The organism is Streptomyces sp. NPDC058650, from assembly GCF_042717315.1.
GTDB lineage: Bacteria > Actinomycetota > Actinomycetes > Streptomycetales > Streptomycetaceae > Streptomyces.
This window is the reverse complement of record NZ_JBHXRL010000011.1, coordinates 33,607-55,402: the sequence shown is the minus strand read 5'-3', so window position 1 is coordinate 55,402 and position 21,796 is coordinate 33,607. Positions and strand designations below refer to the sequence as shown.

The window sequence follows — 21,796 nt, the reverse complement described above, 5'->3', positions numbered from 1 at the left end:
CGGGACGGCGCCTCCTGTTGCCGTGCGGCGCACCACTGCTGGCACGGGGGCGCAGAGGTCACTCAGCCGCCGGTGGCTGTTCCGGCGTCGCCCTCCGCAAGCACGATCCGGGCCAGGTGGACCCTCGAGCGCACCGAGAGCTTGCGGAAGATCGACGCCAGATGGGTGTTGACCGTGTGCGGGGAGACGACGAGGGCCTCCGCGGCCGACCGGTTGGTGTGGCCCGCGGCGATCAGCCGGGCCACCCTGCGTTCCGAGGCCGTGAGCGCGTCCCAGCCCTGGCCGTGGCGCGGCCGGAGGCCTCCGGTGCGCCGGCCGGAGCGGCTGGTGGCCCGTTCCAGATCGGCCCGGACCCGGTCGGCCTCGACATCGGCCCCCGCCTGGGCGTAGATGTCATGGGCCCTGGTCAGGGCGGGTGTCGCGGCGGGCTCGCCTGCGGTGAGGAGCGCGCGCCCGAGGTCGGCGGATGCGGCGGCGAGGGGCAGCGGCCGGGGGCCGGTGAGGAGGATGCGGACCGACCGCTCCAGGAGTCCGTGGTCGGCGTTCACCAGACCGGCCGCGTGGGCGGCCGTCCCCCGGGCGGTCGGCACGGAGGGGTTGCGGGTGGCGTGTTCGGCAGCCTGGGCCGCGAGGTCCTCGGCCAGGTTCCGGTCCCCGCCGCGCAGGGCGATCCGCACGGCCTGGACGACATGGGGGCGCAGCAGCCGCCACCGGAGGAAAGGGTGGTCCCGCTGCACGGATCGGACCAGTTCGGCCGCTGCCGCGTGGTCGCCGTCGGCGTCGGCGACGACGGCCTCGAAGTACTGGTGCGTGGCGTGGTTGCCGGTGTTCGGCCGCTCGGCCACGGTCGCCCGCACGACGTCCAGGTGTTCCCGCGCGGCTTCGCGGTCGCCGCGCAGCATCGCGAGGAGGCCGCGGTTGACGCGGATGTTGACCAGGTTGCCGGGGACGTGGAGGTCCGCTTCGAGACGCTCGGCGGTGACGAAGTCGGCGTCCGCGTCGTCGAGCCGGCCGAGACCCATGTTCAGGGTTCCCTGGGCCCAGATCAGCATGGCGGGACGCAGTGGATCGTCGCCCGCCGTCCGGAGGAGTCGCCGTACGGTGCCGAAGTCGTCCGTGTGGATCCGGGCCACGGCCTCCTCGGGGAGGAAGGCCGTGTCGAACACGCTCAGCGCCGAGTGGTGTTCGACGGCGGCGGCGCAGTCGCCCGCGTTGAGGGCGATCTCGCCGAGGCCCCACAGCGCGAGGACGCGCGCCTCCCGGTCACCGGCCCGCTCCGCCTCGGCGAGCGCCCGCTCGCCGGTCTCACGCGCGGCCCCGAGGTCGCGTCCGCGAGACCGGGCCATGGCCAGCCGGGCGGTCAGCCGGGCGCGGATCACCGGGTCCGTGACGGCTGCCAGCGCCGCCGTCGAGCGGCGGGTCAGCTCGTGGACGTCGTCGAGGTGCCACAGCGTGTCGCCGAGTACGGACTGCAGACGTGCGAAGACGTCCAGGGGCGGCTGCCGGGCGAGCAGGGTGTCGCCGGTATCCCGCGCCCGGGTGTACCGGCCCGCGCGGGTCAGCGCGACGATGGCCCGTTCTCCCACGTCGAACAGCATGGGCGCATGCGGCGGTACGAGTTCCAGGGCCCGTGTGGCCAGGTCGGCGGCGAGGTCGGGCATCACGGCGATCACGTCCGTGGCGGCCGTCCCGAGCAGTCTGATCGCCTCATGGTCGCCGGGCTCGGCGCTCTTCAGCAGATGCGGGACCGCGTCGACGGAGCTCCGGCCTGCCGCGACGAGCCGGCTCGCGGCCTCCCGGTGCAGTGCCCGGCGCACGGAGGGGGTGAGGTCGGCGTACACCGCCTGGCGGAGCAGGTCGTGGCGGAACAGGAGGCGTTCGCCCTCGTCGTGGAGGAGCTCGGCGGAGATCGCCTCGTCCAGTTCGGCGCTGAGTCCGGAAGCGGGCCGGCCGCACAAGGCCGCGGCGTCGGCGAGCGTGAACGCGCGGCCGAGGACAGAGCCGATGCGCAGGAAGTGGAGGGTGTCCGGCCGGAGGGTGGCCAGCCGGTCGCGTACGCCGAGGACCAGCCGCTCCGGCGGTTCCGGCCCGTCCGCGCCCGACGCCGCGATACCCGTGAGCATCTCGGATGCGAGGAAGGGGTTACCTCCCGCCCCGTCGAGGAGCTGCGCGACCTGCTCCGGGACGTCCCCGCCGAGGACGTCCCGTGCCAGCTCGGCCAGGGCCGTGTCGGAAAGCGGCCGGAGGGGGAGGGTCGTCGTCCGCGGCCCCTGCCCGTACAGTTCCGGGTCGCTCCTACTCGTGAGCAGCCAGAGCACCGGGGAGCTGAGCAACCGTGCCGGCATGACACTCAGGGCGAACCGGCTCAGCGGGTCGGCCCATTGAACGTCGTCGACCGCGATCAGTACGGGCGTGCCCGCCGAGCGTTCCTCGATCAGCTGGGCCAGCCGTTCGACGAGCCAGATGCGCTGGTCGTGGTGGCCCGCGAGGTCCGCGAAGTCCGTGCCGGACAGCAGCGGCGGGTCACCGTGCAGGAGGCCCGAGGCCAGCGAGGCGAGCGGTGCCAGCTCGTGCAGTTCCTCGGCGCGTCCATGGCTGACGACGAATCCGTGAGCCCGTGCGATCGAGACGGTCTCCTGCAGCAGTACGGTCTTCCCGATCCCGGGCTCGCCCCGGAGCAGCGCGATCGCTCCGCCCTCGCCGTCGCGCACCGCCTCGACCAGGGCGCGCAGCCGCTCCAGCTCGGCTGCGCGGCCGCGCAGCCCGGGCCGGCTCAGCCCCGCGCTCCCGGGCGTCGCGACGCCTTCTCCCTCAGGCCGGTCGGGGATCATCCCTTGACCGATCCGGCGAGCAGTCCCCGTGCGAAGTGCCGCCGGAGGGAGAAGAAGACGAGCAGCGGGACGAACGCCGCCACGAAGGCTCCTGCGGTGAGCCGCTGCCACTCGTTGCCGTACGTCCCGGCCAGGCTCGCCAGCCTGACCGTCATCGGCGCGGTCTCGGCCGTTCCGCCCGACAGTGTCAGTGCCACGAGGAGGTCGTTCCACACCCAGATGAACTGGATGATGGCAAAGGTGACCAGGGCCGGGCGGGCCAGGGGCAGCACGACCCGGAGCAGCAGCGTCCCGTGCGACGCCCCGTCGACGCGGGCGGCCTCGATCAGGTCCCGGGGCAGCCCGGCCAGGAAGTTGTGCAGGAGGAACACCGCGAACGGCAGAGCGAAGACCGTGTGGGCGAACCAGACGTGGCCGAACCGCGCGGGACCGGTGAGGTTCCACGCGGGCAGGAACAGCCAGCCTTGGGAGAAGAGCTTCAGGAGGGGGACGAGCGCCATCTGGAGCGGCACGACCTGGAGCGCGAAGATGCCGACGACGAGCGCGTCCCGCCCCCTGAAGTCGATCCACGCCAGGGCGTACGCCGCGAAGAACGCCAGCACGAGCGGGAACAGCACCGAGGGAAGGGTGATGACGACGGAGTTGACGAAGTACTCCGCGAGCCGCCCCGACCCGTTCCCGCCTCCGGCCAGCACCTCGCCGTAGTTGTCGAGCGTGAGATGCGGCGTACCGAACACGGTCCACCAGCCCGTCGTCTTGATCGCCTCCTCGGGGCGGAACGAGGAGAGCAGGAGACCGAGGGTCGGCGTCGTCCAGAGGACCGCGATCACCACCGCGATCGACGTGAAGGCGCGGGAGGCCAGACGCTCCCGGACACCGCTCACCCCGCCCTCCGCTGCGCCCGCACCTGGTGGGCCACGAAGGGGGTGACGAGGACGAAGAGCAGCACGGCGAGCGCCGCGCCGCGGCCCGTCTCGCCGTAGCGGAAGGCCTGGTCGTACATCTCGTGGGCGATGACGGCCGTGTCGAACTGTCCGCCGGTCATGGTCTTGACGATGTCGAAGGCCTTGAAGGTGCCGATCGCCTGGGCGAGGACCACGACGAGCAGCGTGGGCCTGATCGACGGCATGGTGATCTGCCGAAAGATCTGCCGGGGGGACGCGCCGTCGAGTCGGGCCGCCTCGGTCAGCTCCCCGGGAACGGCCCTGATCGCGCCGGCCAGCAGGACGGCCGCGAAGCCCGCCTGTGTCCACACCATCACCACGATGAGGAACAGGACGTTCCAGGGAGAGTCCACGAGCCATTGCCTCGGTTCGCCGCCGAACGCGACGACGAGCTGGTTCAGCAGCCCGATCTGCCCGGTCTCCGCGGGACGGTAGGCGTAGACGAACTTCCAGACGACACCCGCGCCGACGAAGGAGGTCGCCATCGGCATCAGGAGCAGGGACAGCGCGAACGTTCTGAACCGCGACCGTACGACGGCCGCCGCGTAGAACAGACCGACCGAGGTCGCCGACAACGGGACGAGCACCACCCACGCCAGGGTGTTGCGCAGCGCGACCAGCGCCCGGGGGTCGGTGAACATCCACATGTAGTTGTCGAAGCCGGCCCACGCGTCTCCCCCGCCGTCGGTGAACGACAGCACCAGGGTGCGCAGACCGGGAAGGAGGAGACCGACCGTGAGCAGCAGCAGCGCGGGGGCCAGCAGGATCAGGGCCGCGGCCCTCCTCCGTTCCGGCCCCCGGTGCAGCGCCAGCAGGATCAGGGAGACCACCGCCGCGAAGGCGGCGACGCCCTGGAGCAGGTACAGCAGCTTGGGCTGCTGGGCGACGACGTCGAACAACATCAGTGGCTCGGCCAGGACCGTTCGATGGAGCCGGCCACCTGCCGGGTGTTCGCACCGCCGATCCAGTCGACGGCCCCCTTCCAGAACGTCCCGGCGCCGACCGACGCGGGCATCAGGTCCGAACCGTCGAACCTGAACTGTGTCCTGGGATCCTGGAGGAGCTGGATCGAGAGCCTGTCGACCGGGGTGGCGGCATTCGCCGGATCCACACCCTTGTTCGCCGAGACGAACGGGCCCTTCTTCATACGCGCGTTCGCGAAGTCCGCGGAGGCCAGATACTCCTGATAGGCCCGTACTTCGGGACGGTCGGCGAACGCCGCGGTGAACACTCCACCGCCCAGGACGGGGCGGGTGGCCGGGTCGGCCCCCGGCAGGAGGAAGGCGTTGACGTCCTTGTCCGGTCCGATCTCGGTGCCCTCGGGCCACAGATCGGCATAGAACGAGGCCTGGCGGTGCATCGCGCAGTCGCCGGAGAGAATCGGTGTGCCGGCCTCCTGGAAGGAGATCGACGCCATCGAACGGGCCGGACCGAAACCGCCGTTGGCGTACCGGTCGTTCTTGAGGACGGACCCCACGGTGTCCATGGCCTTGATCACCCGCGGGTCGTTGAACGGGATCTTGTGGGCGACCCACTGGTCGTAGACGTCCGTGCCCTGCTGGCGCAGCAGGACGTCCTCGATCCAGTCCGTCACGGGCCAGCCGGTCGCCTCGGCGGACTCGATGCCCGCGCACCACGGCTTGACGCCCGACGCCGCGACCTTCTCCGTCACGGCCATCAGCTCGGACCACGTGCGGGGAACGCTCAGTCCCCTGTCGCGGAAGAACTTCGGCGAGTACCAGACGAACGACTTCACGTTCGCGACCAGCGGCGTGCCGTAGAGGGTGCCGTTCACGGTGGCGTAGCTGTTCCAGTCCGCCGACCAGCCCTGCTTCGCGAGGGCCACGACCCCGGCGCTCGCGGGCTTGAGCTTCCCCGCCCGCGCGAAGCGTTCCAGGAGCCCGGGCTGAGGGAAGAACGCCACATCCGGCGCACTCCCGCCGTCGACCCGGAGCTGGATCTGGGCCTCGAACTCCCCGTCCCCCTCGTAGTGGACGTCGATTCCCGTGCAGTTCGCGAAGTCCGCCCAGGTCTCTTCGAACAGGTCGGCCTCCCGGTCCCGGTTCTCCGCGTAGACGGTGACCTTGGTGCCGGGGTGGTTGCCGTACCTGGCGTACGGCCCACAGTCCACGGCGGTGTGCGACTGCGAACCACTGTCCTCCGGAACACCGCAGGCGGTGGCAAGGGCGGCGAGGGCGATGACGGCGAGCGCGAGCCTCGCGCCGAACCTCATGGGTGTAGCTCCTCCGATCGCCCCCCGAAGGATCCTCGGGGGCGATCAGAAGCTACCAGCGCTCGAACATTATCGACTAATCGTTCGATCCTGAACGATCGGGTCAGTGAGCGGTGGACCTGGCCGCGTCCTGGATCAGCTCCGCCACGGCCTTGGGCTGGGCAAGCATGACCAGGTGGGAGGAGTCGACCTCGACGGTGGTCATGCCGGCGCGCTCATAGCCGAAGCGCTCCACATCGGGGTTGATCGTGCGGTCGGAGGAGGCGACCAGGCCCCACGAGGGCTTGGTCTTCCACGCCGCGACAGGCGCCGCCTCCGAGAAGGCACGTGCGGCCAGGGGGCGCTGGGAGACGGCGAGCACCGCGGCGAGGTCGGGGTCGACGTCCGCCGCGAAGAGGGCGGGGAACTTCTCGATCTCCACCGAGACGTCGGTGCCGGTCTCGGTGGAGCCGGCCACCGGGAACGGGGTGTAGACGAGCGCGTCGGCGAGGCCGGAGTCGGGGAAGCGGCCCTGCAGCTCGCCCAGGCTCTCGCCTTCCTCCAGCGCGTATCCCGCGAGGTACACCAGTGCGCGGACGTTGTCCTCCGTCCCGGCGAGGGTGATGACGGCACCGCCGTAGGAGTGCCCGACCAGGATCACGGGGCCTTCGACGGCGCGGATCACCGAGGCGATGTACGCGGCGTCGTCGACGAGGCTGCGGTTGGGCACCGCCGGGGCCACCACTTCCAGGCCGGCGGCGGTCAGCTCGGGGATGACGCGGGCGAAGCTGGAGGCGTCGGCGAAGGCGCCGTGGACCAGGATGACGGTGGGGCGGGCGTGTCGGGGCATGGGGGAACTCCTCGGTGCGTGACGGGGGGGGGGATGGGGCTGGTTCTGGGGCTGCGGCTGCGGCTGCGGCTGCGGCTGCGGCTGCGGGAGATGGATGCGCGGTGTTTCACAGGCCGAAGCGGGCGCGCCTCGCCTCGGGCACCAGGTCGGTGTACTCGGGGTGCTTGCCGATCCAGCCCCGGATGAAGGGGCAGTACGGCAGGACGCGCAGCCCACGGGCCCGGGCGTCGTCGAGCGCTCCCCGGGCAAGGAGACCGCCCAAGCCCTGGCCGGCGAACCGGCTGTCGATCTCGGTGTGGATGAAGGCGATCTCGCCCTCCGAGAGGTGGTACTCGGCGAAGCCCGCGGTCTCGGTGCCGTCGTCGCCGGCGAGGATCTCGTACCGAGACTTCTGGGGCCGGTCCGTCACCTGCGGTTCCATGGGTGCTCCTGTGCGGTCGTGGTGTGACGGGGTGGGTGGGCGTGGTCAGAGCGTGCGGCGCACGCCCGCCTGGCGTTCCAGGTTGCGGAGCTGGACGGCCAGGTCGCCTTCCACTGCGAGGTGGGCGGGGCCGCTGCGGCCGATGGGCAGGACCTGTTCGCTGCGCATGTCCTCGAGCATCAGGGCGAACGCCGTGTACATCGCCACCAGCGCCACCACGAGGCCGAGCGCACCGGACGTGCGCGTCAGCCATTCGGCGCCGGTGATGCCCCCGAGACCGGTGGCCGCCCAGCGAGGCAGGGAGACCGCGAGGACGAGCCACAGCGCGCGCTTGGGCCGGGTCACGGCGGTCATCAGGGCCCCGAAGCAGAGGAGCGCCAGGTTGAACACGCCGAGAACCTGAAGGCCGTCGGCCGCGTCGCTGAGCATGATGAGCGAGTAGGGCAGCCAGCTGCCGGCGAAGACCGCCATCAGCGTCGCCGCGATCACGTCACGGGCGCCGAAGGCCAGGAAACTCACCAGGAGTTGGAGGACGAAGGCCGGAAGCACGGTGAAGGCGACGGCGGCGCGGGCCGCCTCGTCGAAGAGCCCGAGCTGGAGGCAGCCCGTCATCACGGAGGCGATGGCTATCGTGAAGAAGCCGAGCGGCATGGGTGAGGCGATGGGGCGCAGATTGATCCGTGTCATCGACCGGAGGTCCGGTTCGAAACGGCGTTCCGGGGGCGTGTCCGGCGAGGCCGCCGGGGTGTCGCCGCTGTCGGCGGCGGGGGAGGCTGCGGACATCGGGTGGATCTCTCTTTCAGTGCTCGAAGCAGGGGTCGACGAAGGACGGCGTCGTGTCGGGGACGGAGCCGCGGGCGACGCGCCAGCGGCGGTGCTGCTCTGATTCGGCGACGGCCTCGGCCACGGCCGATGCCTGGCGGGCACCGCTCTGGTAGCCGCCGAAGTGGGCCACCGGGCTCCACTCGGGGCTCACCCGCGGGATGGCCTCGTCGAGTCCCTCGTACTCGGCGGTCGCGTAGACGATGCGGCCGCCGACGACGGTGAGGACGGACTCGATGTCGGGAATGACGTCCTCGGGGACGGTGAGGAAGTCGTCGGAGAGGATCACCAGGTCGCCGTAACACCCCTCTCGCAGGGCTCCCTTGACGTCCTGCTCGCCGGTGAGCTGCGCTCCGCCCCGGGTGTAGAGGCCGAGGGCGGTCTCCCGGTCGATCAGGTTCCCCGCCGGGTAGAGGGCCGTGCCGCCGACGGTGCGCCCGGTCACCAGCCAGTGGAGTGCGACCCACGGGTTGTACGAGGAGACGCGGGTGGCGTCGGTTCCGGCGGCGACGGTCAGACCTCGGTCGAGCATGGCCCGGACCGGCGGGGTGTGGGCGGCGGCCTCGGCGCCGTAGCGGTCGCGGAAGGCGGTGCCCTGGAAGGACATGCGGTTCTGGACGGACACGGCGCCGCCGAGGGCCGCGATCCGGTCCAGGCTGTCGGCCGTGACGGTCTCGGCGTGGTCGAAGAGCCAGCGGTTGCCGCCGGGGAAGAGTCCTTCCGCCGCGAGCTTCTCGAAGACGGCAAGGTCGCGGCGGATCGTCTCGTCGTAGGTGGCGTGGAGGCGGAAGCCCCAGCCGTTCTCAAGGAGGAGCCGGACCGCCTTCTCGAACTCGGCCTCGTATCCTGCGGCGAGCTCGGGGCGGGGTTCGGAGAAGTTCTCGAAGTCGGCGGCGGCCCAGGTGAGGTTCTCGCCCGCGCCGTTGAGCCGGAGCCACTCGTCCCCGTCGCCGGGCTTGACCATCTCGGTCCAGCGCTTCAGGTCGGCGAGCTCCTGACCTGCCGTCTGCGGGAAGAGGTGATAGGCGATCCGGAGGGTCAGCTCCCCCGACCTGGCGAGGTCGACGACCGTGGCGTAGTTGTCGGGGAAGTTCTGGAAACCGCCGGCGGCGTCGACCGCGGACGTCAGTCCGAAGCGGTTCAGCTCACGCAGGAAGTGACGGGTCGACGTCCGCTTGTCGGCCTCGTCCAGCGTCGGCGCCTTGGCCAGGGTCGAATAGAGGATGAGGGCGCTCGGCGCCGCGAGCAGGACGCCGTTGGGTTCGCCGTCCCGGCCGCGTACGATCTGCCCGCCGCGCGGGTCGGGGGTTTCCCGGGTGAATCCGGCGGCCTTGACGGCGGCCCGGTTCATCAGCGCCGACTGGTACAGGTGCAGGACGAACACGGGGGTGTCGGGGGCGGCGGCGTTCAGTTCGGCGACGGTCGGCATCCTGCGTTCGACGAACTGTTCGGCGGTCCAGCCGCCCACGACCCGGATCCACTGCCCCTTGGGGGTACGGCCGGCCTGCTCCCGCAGCATGGCCAGGGCGTGGCGCAGACTGCGCACCCCGTCCCAGCGCAGCTCCAGGACGTAGTTCAGGCCGCCCCTGATGACGTGCAGGTGCGAGTCGTTCAGTCCGGGGATCACCCGGCGGCCGAGGGCGTCGACGACCTTGGTCCCCGGCCCTACGAGGTGGAGGAGGTCGTGGTCGTCGCCGAGGGCCGCGACCCGGCCGTCGCGGATCGCGACGGCGCGGGCCTCGGGGCGGTCGGGGTCGCCGGTGAAGACCTTGGCGTTGCGGACGAGGAGGTCGGCGTGCTCGTGCTCCCTACGCGGGGCGGGGACGAGGCCCGCCACCGGCATGCTCGTCGTCGGCCCGGTCATGCGAGGGCCTTGCGCAGGGTGTCGACGGCGAGACCGATGGCGAGTTCCGCGCCCCGCGTCTCGCGCAGCGCGTTCAGCATGACGAAGTCGTGAATGACCCCCTGCACACGCAGGGCGGTGACGGGAACTCCGGCGGCGCGGAGCTTCGCCGCGTACGCCTCGCCCTCGTCGCGCAGGACGTCGGCCTCGGCGGTGATGACCAGGGCGGGCGGCAGGCCGGTGAGCTGCTCGGTGGTGGCGCGCAGCGGCGAGGCGGTGATCTGCGCGCGCTCGGCCTCTTCGGTCGTGTACTGGTCCCAGAACCACTTCATGGCGTCCCGGCGCAGGAAGTAGCCCTCGGCGAAGGCGTGGTACGAGTCGGTGTCGAGGCTCGCGTCGGTGACGGGGTAGAAGAGGACCTGCTGGGTGAGGCGGACGTCTCCGCGCTGCTTGGCCATGAGGGTGAGGGCGGCGGTCATGTTGCCGCCGACCGAGTCGCCCGCGACGGCGATCCGGGTGCCGTCGAGGTCCTTGTGGTGTCCCTCGCGGGCGATCCACTGGGCGACGCTGTAGTTCTGCTCGATGGCGACGGGGTAGCGGGCCTCGGGCGAGAGGTCGTACTCGGGGAACACGACGGCCGCCCGGGTGCCGACGGCGAGTTCGCGGACGAGCCGGTCGTGGGTGTGGGCGTTGCCGAAGACCCAGCCGGCGCCGTGGATGTAGAGGATGACGGGGAGCGGGCCGGTGGCGCCGCGCGGGCGGACGATCCGGGCGCGGACGTCGCCGGTCGGGCCGCCGTGGACGGTGATCCACTCCTCGTCGACCTCGGGCAGGGGGACGCCCTCACCGCTCTGGACACCGTCCACGGCCTTACGGCCTTCGGCGACGGGGATCTGGTAGAGGTACGGCGGCTGGGCGGTGGCGTCGGCGAAGGCCTGGGCGGCGGGTTCGAGGATCGGACGGTTCGTCATGAGGGGTTCTCCTTCTGGGGATGTACGAGAGGGCGCGGGTCGGGGGCTCAGCGGGTCGCCCGTACGGCGGCGAGGATCACGTCGGTGACCACGGCCGGACGGGAGACGGCCACGGCGTGCGACGCGTCCACTTCGGTGATGCGCGAGCCGGCGCGCCGGGCCATCCACCGTTCGGCGGCCGGCGGGATGTTCTTGTCGGCGGTGGCGATCAGCGCCCAGGACGGGATCGTCTTCCAGGCCGCTTCCCCGGCCTTCTCCTCCAGCGCGGCGGTGGCGACCGGGCGCTGGGTCGCGGCCATGACGGCCGCGTCGGCGGTGGGGACGTCGGCGGCGAACTGCCGGTGGAACTTGGCGCGTTCGATGACGAGTTCGGTGCCGGTGCCACCGCCGGGCAGCGGGTACGACCGGGGGTTCACCGTGTCACCGAGGGTGGAGCCGGGGAACTTGGCGGCGAGCTCGGCCGCGCTCTCGCCCTTGTCCGGGGTGAACGCGGCGATGTAGACGAGCGCCTTCACACGGCTGTCGCCCAGCGCGGCGCCACTGATGACGGCGCCGCCGTAGGAGTGGCCGACCAGGACGACGGGTCCCTCGACGGCGGCCAGCACGCTGCGCAGGTAGGCGGTGTCCGCGGCGAGACCGCGCAGCGGGTTGGCGGGGGCCAGGACGGGGTAGCCGACGCGCTGCAGCCGCCTGATCGTGCCGCTCCAGCTGGAGGCGTCGGCGAACGCCCCGTGAACGAGGACGATCGTGGGCTTGGGTCCATGCCGGTCGGTGCCGGCGGCGGCCGGGCCGCTCGCGGGTGCGGCGGGTGCGGCGGGTACGGCGGGTGCGGCGCCCATCAGGGCGGCCAGCGTGGCCGGCAGGGCGAGGGCGAGGGTGCGCCTCTTGGGATGCATGAGGGATTCCTGTCGGGTGGTGAGGCATTCGGGTGTGCTCGGGCGGGCGGGGGTGTGCCGGTCGGGCGGAGGTGTGCGCCGATCGGGCGGAGGTGTGCGCCGATCGGGCCGAGCGGGTGCGGCGGTCGGGCGGGGCCTCGCCTCAGAGGCCGTACGCCTCCAGGAGCCGGAGCCAGACCTCGCTCACCGTCGGGAAAGCGGGGACGGCGTGCCACAGGCGTTCGATCGGGACTTCTCCCACGATGGCGACCGTGGCCGTGTGGATCAGCTCGGTCGCCATCGGGCCGGTGAGCGTGCAGCCGACGACGACCCCCCGCGTCTCGTCGACGACGAGCTTGGCGTGACCGCGGAAGTCGTCCGCGTACAGCGCGGCTCCCGCGACGTCGTCGATGCGGTACTCCACCGCGCGTACCGCGATGCCCGCTTCGCGTGCCGCGCGTTCCGTGAGGCCGACGCTCGCGACTTCAGGACGGGTGAACACGGCCTGCGGTACGGCCATGTGGTCGGCCTCCGCGCTCCACGGCTGTCGGCCGCCGGTGACGGCCGGGCGCCCCGCTGCCCGCTCGGCGATCGCCGCGGCGCAGGCGCGGGCCTGGTACTTGGCCATGTGGGTCAGCGGCGCACGGTGATTCACGTCGCCGACGGCATAGAGCCAGTCTCCGTCGAGGGCGGTGACGCGGCAGGTGTCGTCGACCGGGAGCCAGTCGCCCGCCGGCAGTCCGACGGAGTCCAGGCCGAGGTCTGTGGTGCGCGGGCGCCGCCCGACGGCGGCGAGGACCTCGTCGCAGACGAGGGCGGTGCCGTCGTCCGTGTTCACGGTCACCGTGCGGGTGGCGGCGTCACGGGCGACCCGGACGGCCGACACCCCGAAGCGGATCGTGACGCCCAGATCACTCAGCCCCCGCGCGACCTCTTCACCGGCACACGGCTCCCAGCCGGTCAGCAGGGCCTGGTCGCGGACGAGCAGGGTGACGGAGGAGCCGAGCGAGCGCCACGCGGTGGCCATCTCGCAGGCCACCACTCCCCCGCCGATGACGACGAGTCGCTCGGGCACCGCGTCGGCCGTGGTGGCCTGCCGGTTGGTCCACACGCCGATCCGGTCGAGCCCTTCGACCGGCGGAAGGGCGGGCTCCGTGCCGGTGCAGACCACGACCGCGAGCCGGGCCCGCAGGGTGCGGACCGTACCGTCGGCCCCGTTCACCTCCACCCGCCGCTCTCCGGCGAGCCGTCCGTGCCCCCGTACGAGGGCGATGCCCGCACCGTCGAGCCAGTCGGCCTGGCCGGTGTCGTCACCGCGACCGGTGAACCGGTCACGCCGGGCCAGGACCCGTGCCGGGTCGAGCGCCCCGGTCACCGACTGCCGTGCCCCGTCGACCGACCGGGCGGCCTCCCGGGCGGCGCCGGGTCGCAGCAGGGCCTTGCTCGGTATGCAGGCACGGTAGGAACACTCGCCGCCGACCGCCTCGGCCTCGACGACGACGGCGGTCAGCCCCGACCGGACGAGCCGGTCGGCGGCGACCTCGCCGCCCGGCCCGCCGCCGACCACGACGACGTCGTACGTGTCCTCCATCAGCCGCGCACCAGAGGCGTGTCCACCAGGTGCTCGGCCAGGAACCACACCTGCGCCTCGCCGGTGCGGATGACGTCGGAGACGAGCAGGTCGGTGCTGCCCTCGTCGCCCTCCGCCGAGATGCGGTCGGCGGCGTCCCGCGCGTCGATCAGGATCCGCTCGTGCGCGTCGAGGAGCCGCGACAGCATGACGGGTACCGGCTCCACACCGTCCGGCGGCCGGGGAATGGCGGTCAGCTCCGCGACGTGACGCGGGTCGCCCACGGCGACGCCGCCGAGGCTCTGGATCCGCTCGGCCAGCGCGTCCACGATGGCCAGTTGGGCGTCCGCGTGCTTGTCCAGCATGAGGTGGAGCGAGTAGAAGGTCGCCCCGCGCATGAGCCAGTGGTGCTTCTTGTAGAGGGAGTACAGGATCTGCGTGTCGGCGAGTACGCGGTTCAGCCGCTGGCAGGCGTACATGCGGGTGTCGTGGCCGAGGCCGATCGGCAGCTGCTTGAGGGTGCCGAACGCCTGGGTCTCGGCGCCCTTCTGGTGCAGCAGCGGCTGGCCGCCGCCGTGCGGGGTCGTGAGGGTGTCCATCGGGTGCTCCTGTTGGGGAGAGAGGGTGGGAAGGGCCCGGCCGCCCGGTCGGGGGTACGCGGGCGGCCGGACCGGTCTGCGCGGCTCGCGCTCAGCGCTCGGCCATCGCCGGGGCGGCCGGCCGGTGCAGTACGAGCCGGGTGAGGAGCCCGCTGCCGAGGCCGGTCGCGAGCGCGAGGGCCGCCCACCACAGTGGGTACGGCGTGAGGCCGAGGGCCGCGTCGAGGGACCAGGCGCCGGGGCCGGTGGCGGCGAGGGCGGCGGCGGTGCCGATGAGGACGAGCGGGTACTCGTATCCGTCGTTCTGCACCCAGAGCCCGTGGCGCCATTTCACGGTGAGCGCGACCGTCATGACCCCGATGGCGCCGGTCGCGGCGAGCGGGGTCAGGAGGCCGGCGGCGAGCAGCAGGCCCGATCCGATCTGACCACCGCCCGCCGCCAGTGCGGTGACGGCACCGCCGCGGAAACCGTCGGCGCGGAACTCCTCCGTGCCGCCCTCGAGTCCCCTGCCGCCCAGGTGCGAGCTGATCTTCTGCACACCGTGGCCGGCGACGAGCAGTCCCACCAGCAGACGCAGGATCAGAATGCCGGTGTCCACAGGGGTCAGCCGGCGGCGTGCGCGCCGATGACGCTCTGCGCGTACACGACGCCCAGGCCGTAAGCGCCCGCGTGGGCCTTGACGATCTCCATGACCGCGCCGTACGACTCCTGACGCGCCCAGTCGCGCTGCAGCTCCAGGAGGACCTGCACCCAGGTCACCGGGACGGCGCCGGCGGCGATCATCCGCTGCAGCGCGTGCTCGTGGGCGGCCGGGCTGACGCCACCGGAGGCGTCGGAGACCACGTACACCTCGTATCCCTGCTCAAGCGCGGAGAGAGCGGGCAGCACGAGGCAGACCTCGGTCCACAGGCCGGACAGGATGATCTTCTTGCGGCCGGTCGCCTTGACCGCCGCCACGAGCGCCTCGTCCTCCCAGGCGTTCATCGTCGTACGGTCGATGACCTCGTTCTTGGGGAACACCTCGGCGAGCTGCGGCAGCAGGGGCCCGGAGAACGACTCGGCGGCGACCGTGGTCAGGACGGCCGGCACATCGAACGCCTGAGCCGCCTTGGCGAGACCCACGGTGCTGTTGATGATCGCGGCGCGATCGCCGCTCCCGGTGCCGAAGAACATCTGCGGCTGGTGGTCCACGAAGAGCATGACCGAGTTGTCGGGCGTGAGCAGATCCTTGCTCGGGGCGGCCTGCACCTTGTTGATGTCGAACATGAGGGGTCCTCTCGAAGCAATCGGTAACGTGCCCGCCACTCCGCGGCTCGGCACTTCTTCAAGCTACGAGCGACCCGACCGACCGCATTGACCTCCTGCGCCCAGGGGTTGGCACGACAGCGCACAACCGGTCGAGGACGAGATCCGCTCAGTGTCACGGGCGCGAACGCGCAAGGTCGCGACACCGGCGCACTCGCCCCGAGACCCCTCCGAAACGGCCCGTCACCACACCCCGACCCAACGAAGGGCCGCCTCCGCTCGATGGGGATGGTCTGCGTCAGTTCGTACGTGACACCGGCCAGCGGACCGTCACACCTCTCGCGGGTGAGTGCGGCGGCCTACCCCAGGGGCTGGGGACCGGCGTCGAGCCCCAGGCGTCGGGCGTCCCGGTCCGGGCGGATGGCCGCCAGGGCGAAGGCGCCGGCCGCGAGCATCACCGCGCCGGCGACGAGGAAGGCCGTGGTGTAGCCGACGGCCGGGGTGTCGGCGGTGTCGATGAGGTGGCCGGTCAGGAACGGCGCCACGAGTCCCGGCAGGGTCCCGATCCCGGCGACGATGCCGAAGACGGCTCCGCGCTGGGCAGGGGGGACGACCTCGGCGGTCGTCATGTAGTGGAGGGGGATGGCGATCGCGGTACCGCCGAAGGCCAGCGCGATCAGCACCAGCCGGGGGCCGGACGCCTCGACGAACGGGAACGCCGTCATCGCGCACCCCGCCACGCACACGGCGATGCTCTGCGCCGCCCCGCTGGACCAACGGCTGCTCACACCACGGGATTTCAGCGCGTCCACGAACGGGGAGACCGCCAGCAGCAGCACGAGTCCGAAACCGGACATGACACTGATGGCGGTCGCGGAGGCCGCCGCCGACATGTCCATCTGCGTCCTGAAGTAGGCGGGCAGCCAGGCATGGCTGAGGGACAGCGCCCACGCCGCTCCGAAGGCGCTGGCGATGCTGCCGAGTACGGTGCCGGTCAGCAGGATCCTGCGGTAGGGCAGCCGGAGCCCGCCGGACCCGGCGGCCGTGTGCTTGTGGTCGTACGGGCCGTCGTGGCCGACGCGCCACCACAGCAGCGCCCAGCAGACGCTGACGACGGCGAGCACGGCGTAGGCGGAGCGCCAGCCGAAGTCGTCGATCAGCCAGGTGACCAGGGGCGCCGCGATGAGCGTGCCCAGGGCCGCGCCGCCGATCTGGAGGGCCGAGGGCAGGGCGCGGCGCTCCGGCGGGAACCACTTGTAGAGGGCGTGCATGGACATGGACGCGGCCGGCCCCTCGGCGGCACCGAGCAGGATGCGGCCCGCTATCAGGGTCGGGACCGTGGCCACCACGAGGACCGGGAGCTGGGCCACGGCCCACAGCACGGTCATGGCGAACAGCAGAACCCGGCTGGAGATCCGGGTGGAGACGAATCCGACGAGGAGTCCGGAGATGCTGAAGAGGAAGTAGAAGGAGCTGGAGATCAGGCCGTAGGTGCTGTTGCTGAGGTCGAGTTCCTCCATGATCGGGACGGCGGCGAGGCCGAGGACCGACTTGTCGGCGAAGTTGATGACCATGAAGGCCACGATCATCGCCATGATCAGCCAGGCTCCGCGGCGGTCGGGTGCCGGGGCGGCGATGTGCCGGGACTGCGCGGCGGCGGTACGGGGTGCCATGGGGCGACTCCTGCGGATGCGGGTGGAGCAGGGGGTCGTACGGGTGGGCGGTGGTCCCCCGTGGCCGCGGGCCCGCTCGTCGGAGCGGGGGCCCGTGGCACCGCCCTGGGCACCAAGGGGTCGGTCAGAAGAGGCCCTTGGCGATCGCGTTCTTGTGGATCTCGGTGGTTCCGGTGACGATCCGGAACATCCGCAGGCTGCGGAAGATCTGTTCGACCTCGTGGCCGCGGGTGAGCCCGGCCTTGCCGTGGATCTGGACCGCCTGGTCGGCGACGCGGAAGGACGCCTCGGAGGTGAAGAGCTTGCACATGTTGGCCTCGACGGAGACGTTGTCCCCGCGGTCGGCCTTCGCCGCGGTGGCCATCACCATCGCGCGGGCGGCGTAGATCTCGGTGGCCATCTCGGCGATCTTGTGGTGGATGGCCTGATGGGCGAGGAGCGGCTGCCCGAAGACGACGCGGTTCATGGCGTACTCGACCGACAGGTCCCAGGCGCGACGGGCGGCGCCGATGAGGGACGGGCAGTGCAGCAGACGGTTGAGGGTGATGCGGCCGATGCCGATGCGCAGGCCCTGGCCGATCTCACCGAGGAGGTTCGCGGCGGGGATCCGGCAGTCCTCGAAGACGAGGTCACCCTCCATCTGCTGTCCGGACATGGGGACTTCACCGTCGAGGACACGGCAGCCGGGGGTGTCCAGGTCGACGAGGAACGCGCTGTAGGCCTCCTCGCTGCCGGCCATGCGGGCGACGACGATCGCGAAGTCCGCGAAAGGGGCGGCCGAACTGAACACCTTCTTGCCGTTGAGGACGTAGGTGTCCCCGTCCGGGGTGGCGGTGGTCGTCATCCGGCGTACGTCGGAGCCCGCGTCCTCCTCCGTGATCGAGAAGCAGCAGGCGCGCTCGCCTCGGACGACGGGCATCAGGTAGCGCTCACGCTGTTCCTCGGTGGCGTACTTCACGATCGCGCCGACGCGCAGCGGACCACCCATGTCGCCGAGGACGGAGTGGGAGAGAGCGGCACCGGAGGCGGTCAGCTCCTCCTTGAGGGCGCAGAGCTCGTAGAAGCTCAGGCCTTGGCCGCCGAGCTCGGGGGGCAGGCTGATGCCGTAGAAGCCGAGTTCCGCGCTGCGCTTCCAGACGTGTTCGAGGGTGGTGCGGTCGAGCTTGGTCTCCGCGGTGATGCCGTGCTCGCGCTCGTACGGGATGAGCTCGTCGCGGAGGTAGGCGCGCAGTCGGACGACCAGGTCCTGGAGGCGCGGATTGTCGTCGTAGGAGGGTTCGAGGGTGAAGGGCATGCCTGGGGTCCTGTTCAGTTGACGCGGCGCTCGGCGCCCGCCCAGTAGCGGTCGCGGATGGCGCGGCGGTCGATCTTGCCGTTGGGGTTGTGCGGCAGGGCGGCGACGAATTCGACGGAGCGGGGCTTCTTCATGCGGGCCAGGTGCTCGGCGCAGAAGTCGATGAGGCCGGCCTCCGTGAGGGTGGCGCCGTCACGCGGCACGACGACCGCCTTGACGGCCTCGCCCCACTGCTCGTCCGGGACGCCGACGACGGCCGCCTCGTAGACGTCGGGGTGCTGGTGCAGGACGGACTCGACCTCGACGGCATAGATGTTGAACCCGCCGGAGACGATCATGTCCTTCTTGCGGTCGACGATGAAGACGTAGCCGTCGGAACGGCGGCGGGCGAGGTCGCCGGTGAGGAACCAGCCGTCCCGGAAGGTCTCCGCCGTGAGGTCGGGTTCGTTGTGGTAGCCGGGGACGACATCGGGGCCGCGTACGGCGATCTCTCCGATCTCCCCGTCGGCGACGGGTTGTCCGCTGTCGTCGACGACGGCGACCTCGGCCTCGGCGAGGGGACGGCCGCAGGACAGCAGCAGCTCCTCGTCCTTCCCCTCGATCGCCCGTCGGTGGTCCTCGGTGGAGAGGAAGAGCACTCCGGACGTGGTCTCGCCGCACCCGTAGCCCTGGGAGAGAACAGGGCCGAAGAGGTCCCAGGCGGCCCTGATCCGGGCCGAGGACATGGGCGCGGCACCGTAGATCAGCTGGCGCAGGCTGGAGAGGTCGTAGTCGCGGGCGTTCGGCAGCGCGAGCACGGTGTTGACCATCGTCGGCACGACGAAGGCGTGGGTGGCGCGCTCGCGCTGGACGGTGGCGAGGAAGTCCTCGGCGTCCCAGCGAGGCAGCACGATCGCGCAGCCGCCGGCGAAGAAGATGCCCATCAGCGGCATGCCCGAGGCATGGGTGACCGGTCCGGCCAGGATCTGCCGGTCTCCGGGGCCGACCCGGGTGTCGGCGCTCATCACCGACTTGCGCATCAGGGCGAGCCGGTTGCCGTAGGTCTGGACCGCCGCCTTGAGTTTGCCGGTGGAGCCCGAAGTGAAGTGCAGGACGGCGATGTCGCCCTCGTCGCACTCCGTCTCGACGGGTTCCGGCTCGGTGCCCGCGAGCGTCTCGGTGTAGCCCGGGCCGAGATCGCTCGGGCCGTCGTAGCCGATGACGGTCCTCACGGCCGTGCCGGGCATCGCCGCTCGGGCGATGTCGAGATGGGCGGCGTCCGTCAGCAGCAGCCGCGCGTCGGACTCGGCGAGCAGGTGAGCCACCTCGGCGGCTCCGAGCCTGGCGTTGATCGGCGCGCGAGCCAGGCCGGCCTTGTAGAGGGCGACTTCCGTGACGACCAGTTCCGCGCGGTTGCCGGCGAGGGTCGCCACACGGTCGCCCCGGCTCAGGCCGAGCGCGCGCAGCGCCGTCGCGAGCCGGTCACTGTGGTCGTCGAGTTCCGCGTACGTCAGCCGGGCGGGTCCGCAGACCACGGCCTCGGCATCGGGTTGGTGGCCGGCAGTCCGGCGTACGTACCGCCCGAAGTTCATCGCACCTCCAGAGTTTCCGAACAATCTGTTCGGTAGCAAGCTTGATGTTCGGCAACGTAAAGGCAGCGTTAGGGTCAGGTCAACGGTCCGGACGAGAAGGAAACGAAGTGGACATGAAACCCGCGGGAGACCGCCGCGTCCGCAGGACGCGCGCCGCACTGCGCCAGGCCCTGGTCGAACTGGTCCTGGAGAAGGGGTTCCACGCGATCACGGTCGAGGAGATCACCGAACACGCCGACGTCGGCCGCGCCACCTTCTACGCGCATTACCGCGACAAGGAGGACCTCCTGGTCGGCATCGTCCGCGACCTCGCCGAGGACCGCGAACGCCTCCTGCCGGCGGTCCGGCAGGCGCACGCCGAGGGGTTCACCGGACTGCCGGTGAAGTACATCTTCGAACACGCCGAGCAGGAGAAACCCGTCTACCAGGTCGTCCTTCGAGGCGAGGGCGACGGACGGGCCCTGCGCGAGTTCACCGACCTCATCCGCGCGCACGCCGAAGCGGCCTTCCGGGCGCGGACCGAGCAGCTCGCGGTGACACCGAGGATCCCCCTCGACGTCGTCGCCCGGGCCTGGACCGGCGAACTCATCGGCCTGCTGACCTGGTGGGTCGAGAACGACACCGGCTACAGCGCCGCCGAGATCACCGCCCACCTGCGCGACCTGTCGGTCTACGGCCGCGTCTGGGCCACCGGCCTCGCCCCGTCCGACGCCCCGGGAGCCCTCGACGTCACCCCCTGAACCACCCCGCCCCACGCGAACTCATCCGCTCGCACCCGACACCTCTGGTCGAGTTACCAGACAGCATGTACGGTAACTCGACCAGAAGGCGCAAGACTGAGCGGAGCGGACGCATGGCAGGCATTTCCTCCTTGGCCGACCTCGTGTGGGCGCGGGGATACACCGATCCGGTCTGGGCCCGACGCCACACCATCTCGGGTCGAGAACTCGTTCCCAGCCGCCGTGTCTGGCGGGGCTCAGGCAGCGCCGCCCCGCTGCCCACCGCACCGGCCGGCGCCCTCGACGGCCTCGCGTTCACGGGACCCCGCGGTCAGTCCCGCACGCTCGCGGAGCTGCTCGCCGAGGCCGAGACCGACGCCCTGCTGGTCATGCACCGGGGCCACGTCGTCCACGAGCAGTACCTCCACGGGTACGAGCCCCACGTCCCGCACTTCAACGCCTCGGCCGCCAAGTCCTACCTCGGCCTCGTCGCCGCGGTCCTCGCCCACGAAGGGCAGCTCGACCGCGGCGCCCGGGTCGACACGTACGTCCCCGAGCTCGCCGGTACCGCGTTCGGCGAAGCCCAGGTCGACCAGCTCCTCCACATGGGCACGCAGATGAGTTACGCGGGCCGCCCGTATGACAAGGCACTCGAAGCCCAGCGCTACTTCGCTGTCCTCGCCCCCCAACTACGCCCCTACGGCTACACCGGGCCGGCCACGATCCGCGAACACCTCGCAACCGCCCGGGCGACCGGCGAGCCGGGCACCGGTTTCCGCTACGAGAACGGCAACGTCGAGGCCCTCGCCGAGGTCCTGCGCCGCGTCACCGGCACCACCACCTCGGCCCTGCTCTCCGAGATGATCTGGTCCCGCATCGGCGCCGAGGAGGACGCCTACTACCTCCTCGACGCGGAGGGCTCCGAGGCCGCCTGCGGCGGATTCAGCGCCACCGCCCGCGACCTGGCCCGCCTCGGCGAGCTGATCCGCTGCGGCGGCGCGATCGGCGACCGCCAGATCGTCCCCGAGGCCGTCGCCTCGACCATCGTCTCCGGTGTCCCCGACGGCTACCCCCGCCACGTGCGCTTCCCCGCCGCGCCTCCCGACGCGCCCGCCACGCTCTCGTACCACGACTTCTGGTGGATCCCGAACGACCCGTACGGCTCCTTCATGGCCAGCGGCATCCACGGCCAGCGCCTCTTCATCTCCCCCGCGCTCGACCTGGTGATCGTCCACTACGCCTCCCAGATCGTCTCCCCGGCCGTCCCCCAAGTCCCCTTGGTCCAGGCGTTCCTGAAGATCGGCACACACCTGTGCGGCCGGCCAGACAAGCCCGCTGAGTGAGCGGGTGGGCGCG

General features: G+C 71.6%; 19 protein-coding genes. 2 read left to right on the top strand and 17 right to left on the bottom strand.

Going from position 1 to position 21,796, the window contains the following annotated elements; genetic code table 11:
* Positions 1-62: 62 nt before the first annotated feature.
* From ACFWWU_RS20820 to ACFWWU_RS20740, 17 genes are all read right to left on the bottom strand, one after another.
* Positions 63-2,831, bottom strand: coding sequence for an AAA family ATPase (locus ACFWWU_RS20820; protein WP_384147295.1), 2,769 nt, complete (start codon positions 2,829-2,831; stop codon positions 63-65).
* On the bottom strand, positions 2,828-3,715 hold the full coding sequence (locus tag ACFWWU_RS20815; RefSeq protein ID WP_384147294.1) for a carbohydrate ABC transporter permease: 888 nt from the start codon (positions 3,713-3,715) through the stop codon (positions 2,828-2,830). Before ACFWWU_RS20815 ends, ACFWWU_RS20820 begins: the two co-directional genes overlap by 4 nt.
* Positions 3,712-4,677 carry a carbohydrate ABC transporter permease gene (locus tag ACFWWU_RS20810; RefSeq protein WP_384147293.1) on the bottom strand — a complete coding sequence of 322 codons (966 nt, stop codon included), beginning with the start codon at positions 4,675-4,677 and terminating at the stop codon, positions 3,712-3,714. Before ACFWWU_RS20810 ends, ACFWWU_RS20815 begins: the two co-directional genes overlap by 4 nt.
* Positions 4,677-6,008 carry an ABC transporter substrate-binding protein gene (locus ACFWWU_RS20805; protein WP_384147292.1) on the bottom strand — a complete coding sequence of 444 codons (1,332 nt, stop codon included), beginning with the start codon at positions 6,006-6,008 and terminating at the stop codon, positions 4,677-4,679. Before ACFWWU_RS20805 ends, ACFWWU_RS20810 begins: the two co-directional genes overlap by 1 nt.
* A gap of 103 nt (positions 6,009-6,111) precedes the next feature.
* Positions 6,112-6,837: an alpha/beta fold hydrolase gene (locus ACFWWU_RS20800; protein ID WP_384147291.1), complete on the bottom strand. Its 726-nt coding sequence runs from the start codon at positions 6,835-6,837 to the stop codon at positions 6,112-6,114.
* Positions 6,838-6,943: 106 nt separating this feature from the next.
* A complete protein-coding gene (locus ACFWWU_RS20795; protein WP_266782491.1) occupies positions 6,944-7,258 on the bottom strand; it encodes a GNAT family N-acetyltransferase in 315 nt (104 codons plus the stop codon).
* 45 nt (positions 7,259-7,303) lie between these two features.
* Positions 7,304-8,041, bottom strand: coding sequence for a GPR1/FUN34/YaaH family transporter (locus tag ACFWWU_RS20790; RefSeq protein WP_384147290.1), 738 nt, complete (start codon positions 8,039-8,041; stop codon positions 7,304-7,306).
* Between the two features lie 16 nt (positions 8,042-8,057).
* Positions 8,058-9,944, bottom strand: a complete 1,887-nt coding sequence (locus ACFWWU_RS20785; RefSeq protein WP_384147289.1) for an amidohydrolase — start codon at positions 9,942-9,944, stop codon at positions 8,058-8,060.
* Positions 9,941-10,894 carry an alpha/beta hydrolase gene (locus tag ACFWWU_RS20780; protein WP_384147288.1) on the bottom strand — a complete coding sequence of 318 codons (954 nt, stop codon included), beginning with the start codon at positions 10,892-10,894 and terminating at the stop codon, positions 9,941-9,943. The genes ACFWWU_RS20785 and ACFWWU_RS20780 overlap by 4 nt, the downstream gene beginning before the upstream one ends.
* A 47-nt stretch (positions 10,895-10,941) precedes the next feature.
* Positions 10,942-11,790, bottom strand: coding sequence for an alpha/beta fold hydrolase (locus ACFWWU_RS20775; RefSeq protein WP_384147287.1), 849 nt, complete (start codon positions 11,788-11,790; stop codon positions 10,942-10,944).
* Between the two features lie 142 nt (positions 11,791-11,932).
* On the bottom strand, positions 11,933-13,360 hold the full coding sequence (locus ACFWWU_RS20770) for a dihydrolipoyl dehydrogenase family protein (RefSeq protein WP_384147286.1): 1,428 nt from the start codon (positions 13,358-13,360) through the stop codon (positions 11,933-11,935).
* Positions 13,360-13,938, bottom strand: coding sequence for a Dps family protein (locus tag ACFWWU_RS20765; RefSeq protein ID WP_384147285.1), 579 nt, complete (start codon positions 13,936-13,938; stop codon positions 13,360-13,362). Before ACFWWU_RS20765 ends, ACFWWU_RS20770 begins: the two co-directional genes overlap by 1 nt.
* A 91-nt stretch (positions 13,939-14,029) precedes the next feature.
* Complete coding sequence (locus ACFWWU_RS20760; RefSeq protein ID WP_384147284.1) at positions 14,030-14,536, bottom strand: DoxX family membrane protein; 507 nt, start codon at positions 14,534-14,536, stop codon at positions 14,030-14,032.
* 5 nt (positions 14,537-14,541) lie between these two features.
* The gene (locus ACFWWU_RS20755) at positions 14,542-15,204 is read right to left on the bottom strand and encodes a hydrolase (protein ID WP_384147283.1); all 663 of its coding nucleotides are present in this window, start codon (positions 15,202-15,204) and stop codon (positions 14,542-14,544) included.
* Between the two features lie 338 nt (positions 15,205-15,542).
* Complete coding sequence (locus ACFWWU_RS20750) at positions 15,543-16,856, bottom strand: MFS transporter (protein ID WP_384147282.1); 1,314 nt, start codon at positions 16,854-16,856, stop codon at positions 15,543-15,545.
* A gap of 124 nt (positions 16,857-16,980) precedes the next feature.
* Positions 16,981-18,150 carry an acyl-CoA dehydrogenase family protein gene (locus ACFWWU_RS20745; RefSeq protein ID WP_384147281.1) on the bottom strand — a complete coding sequence of 390 codons (1,170 nt, stop codon included), beginning with the start codon at positions 18,148-18,150 and terminating at the stop codon, positions 16,981-16,983.
* A gap of 14 nt (positions 18,151-18,164) precedes the next feature.
* The gene (locus ACFWWU_RS20740; protein ID WP_384147280.1) at positions 18,165-19,721 is read right to left on the bottom strand and encodes a long-chain fatty acid--CoA ligase; all 1,557 of its coding nucleotides are present in this window, start codon (positions 19,719-19,721) and stop codon (positions 18,165-18,167) included.
* 113 nt (positions 19,722-19,834) lie between these two features.
* On the opposite strand from ACFWWU_RS20740, the gene ACFWWU_RS20735 reads away from it, so the two are divergent.
* Positions 19,835-20,461 (top strand): TetR/AcrR family transcriptional regulator, encoded by a 627-nt coding sequence (locus ACFWWU_RS20735; RefSeq protein ID WP_384147279.1) that lies wholly within the window; start codon positions 19,835-19,837, stop codon positions 20,459-20,461.
* A gap of 113 nt (positions 20,462-20,574) precedes the next feature.
* Positions 20,575-21,783, top strand: coding sequence for a serine hydrolase domain-containing protein (locus ACFWWU_RS20730; protein WP_384147278.1), 1,209 nt, complete (start codon positions 20,575-20,577; stop codon positions 21,781-21,783).
* Positions 21,784-21,796 lie beyond the last annotated feature (13 nt).

Excerpts from the sequence above, each read along its gene's own strand:
- ACFWWU_RS20755 (WP_384147283.1), bottom strand. The coding sequence starts at position 15,204 with ATGTTCGACATCAACAAGGTGCAGGCCGCCCCGAGCAAGGATCTGCTC.
- ACFWWU_RS20790 (WP_384147290.1), bottom strand. The coding sequence starts at position 8,041 with ATGTCCGCAGCCTCCCCCGCCGCCGACAGCGGCGACACCCCGGCGGCC.
- ACFWWU_RS20820 (WP_384147295.1), bottom strand. The coding sequence starts at position 2,831 with ATGATCCCCGACCGGCCTGAGGGAGAAGGCGTCGCGACGCCCGGGAGC.
- ACFWWU_RS20780 (WP_384147288.1), bottom strand. The coding sequence starts at position 10,894 with ATGACGAACCGTCCGATCCTCGAACCCGCCGCCCAGGCCTTCGCCGAC.
- ACFWWU_RS20785 (WP_384147289.1), bottom strand. The coding sequence starts at position 9,944 with ATGACCGGGCCGACGACGAGCATGCCGGTGGCGGGCCTCGTCCCCGCC.
- ACFWWU_RS20805 (WP_384147292.1), bottom strand. The coding sequence starts at position 6,008 with ATGAGGTTCGGCGCGAGGCTCGCGCTCGCCGTCATCGCCCTCGCCGCC.
- ACFWWU_RS20810 (WP_384147293.1), bottom strand. The coding sequence starts at position 4,677 with ATGTTGTTCGACGTCGTCGCCCAGCAGCCCAAGCTGCTGTACCTGCTC.
- ACFWWU_RS20740 (WP_384147280.1), bottom strand. The coding sequence starts at position 19,721 with ATGAACTTCGGGCGGTACGTACGCCGGACTGCCGGCCACCAACCCGAT.
- ACFWWU_RS20730 (WP_384147278.1), top strand. The coding sequence starts at position 20,575 with ATGGCAGGCATTTCCTCCTTGGCCGACCTCGTGTGGGCGCGGGGATAC.
- ACFWWU_RS20745 (WP_384147281.1), bottom strand. The coding sequence starts at position 18,150 with ATGCCCTTCACCCTCGAACCCTCCTACGACGACAATCCGCGCCTCCAG.
- ACFWWU_RS20775 (WP_384147287.1), bottom strand. The coding sequence starts at position 11,790 with ATGCATCCCAAGAGGCGCACCCTCGCCCTCGCCCTGCCGGCCACGCTG.
- ACFWWU_RS20765 (WP_384147285.1), bottom strand. The coding sequence starts at position 13,938 with ATGGACACCCTCACGACCCCGCACGGCGGCGGCCAGCCGCTGCTGCAC.
- ACFWWU_RS20750 (WP_384147282.1), bottom strand. The coding sequence starts at position 16,856 with ATGGCACCCCGTACCGCCGCCGCGCAGTCCCGGCACATCGCCGCCCCG.
- ACFWWU_RS20800 (WP_384147291.1), bottom strand. The coding sequence starts at position 6,837 with ATGCCCCGACACGCCCGCCCCACCGTCATCCTGGTCCACGGCGCCTTC.
- ACFWWU_RS20795 (WP_266782491.1), bottom strand. The coding sequence starts at position 7,258 with ATGGAACCGCAGGTGACGGACCGGCCCCAGAAGTCTCGGTACGAGATC.
- ACFWWU_RS20735 (WP_384147279.1), top strand. The coding sequence starts at position 19,835 with ATGAAACCCGCGGGAGACCGCCGCGTCCGCAGGACGCGCGCCGCACTG.
- ACFWWU_RS20770 (WP_384147286.1), bottom strand. The coding sequence starts at position 13,360 with ATGGAGGACACGTACGACGTCGTCGTGGTCGGCGGCGGGCCGGGCGGC.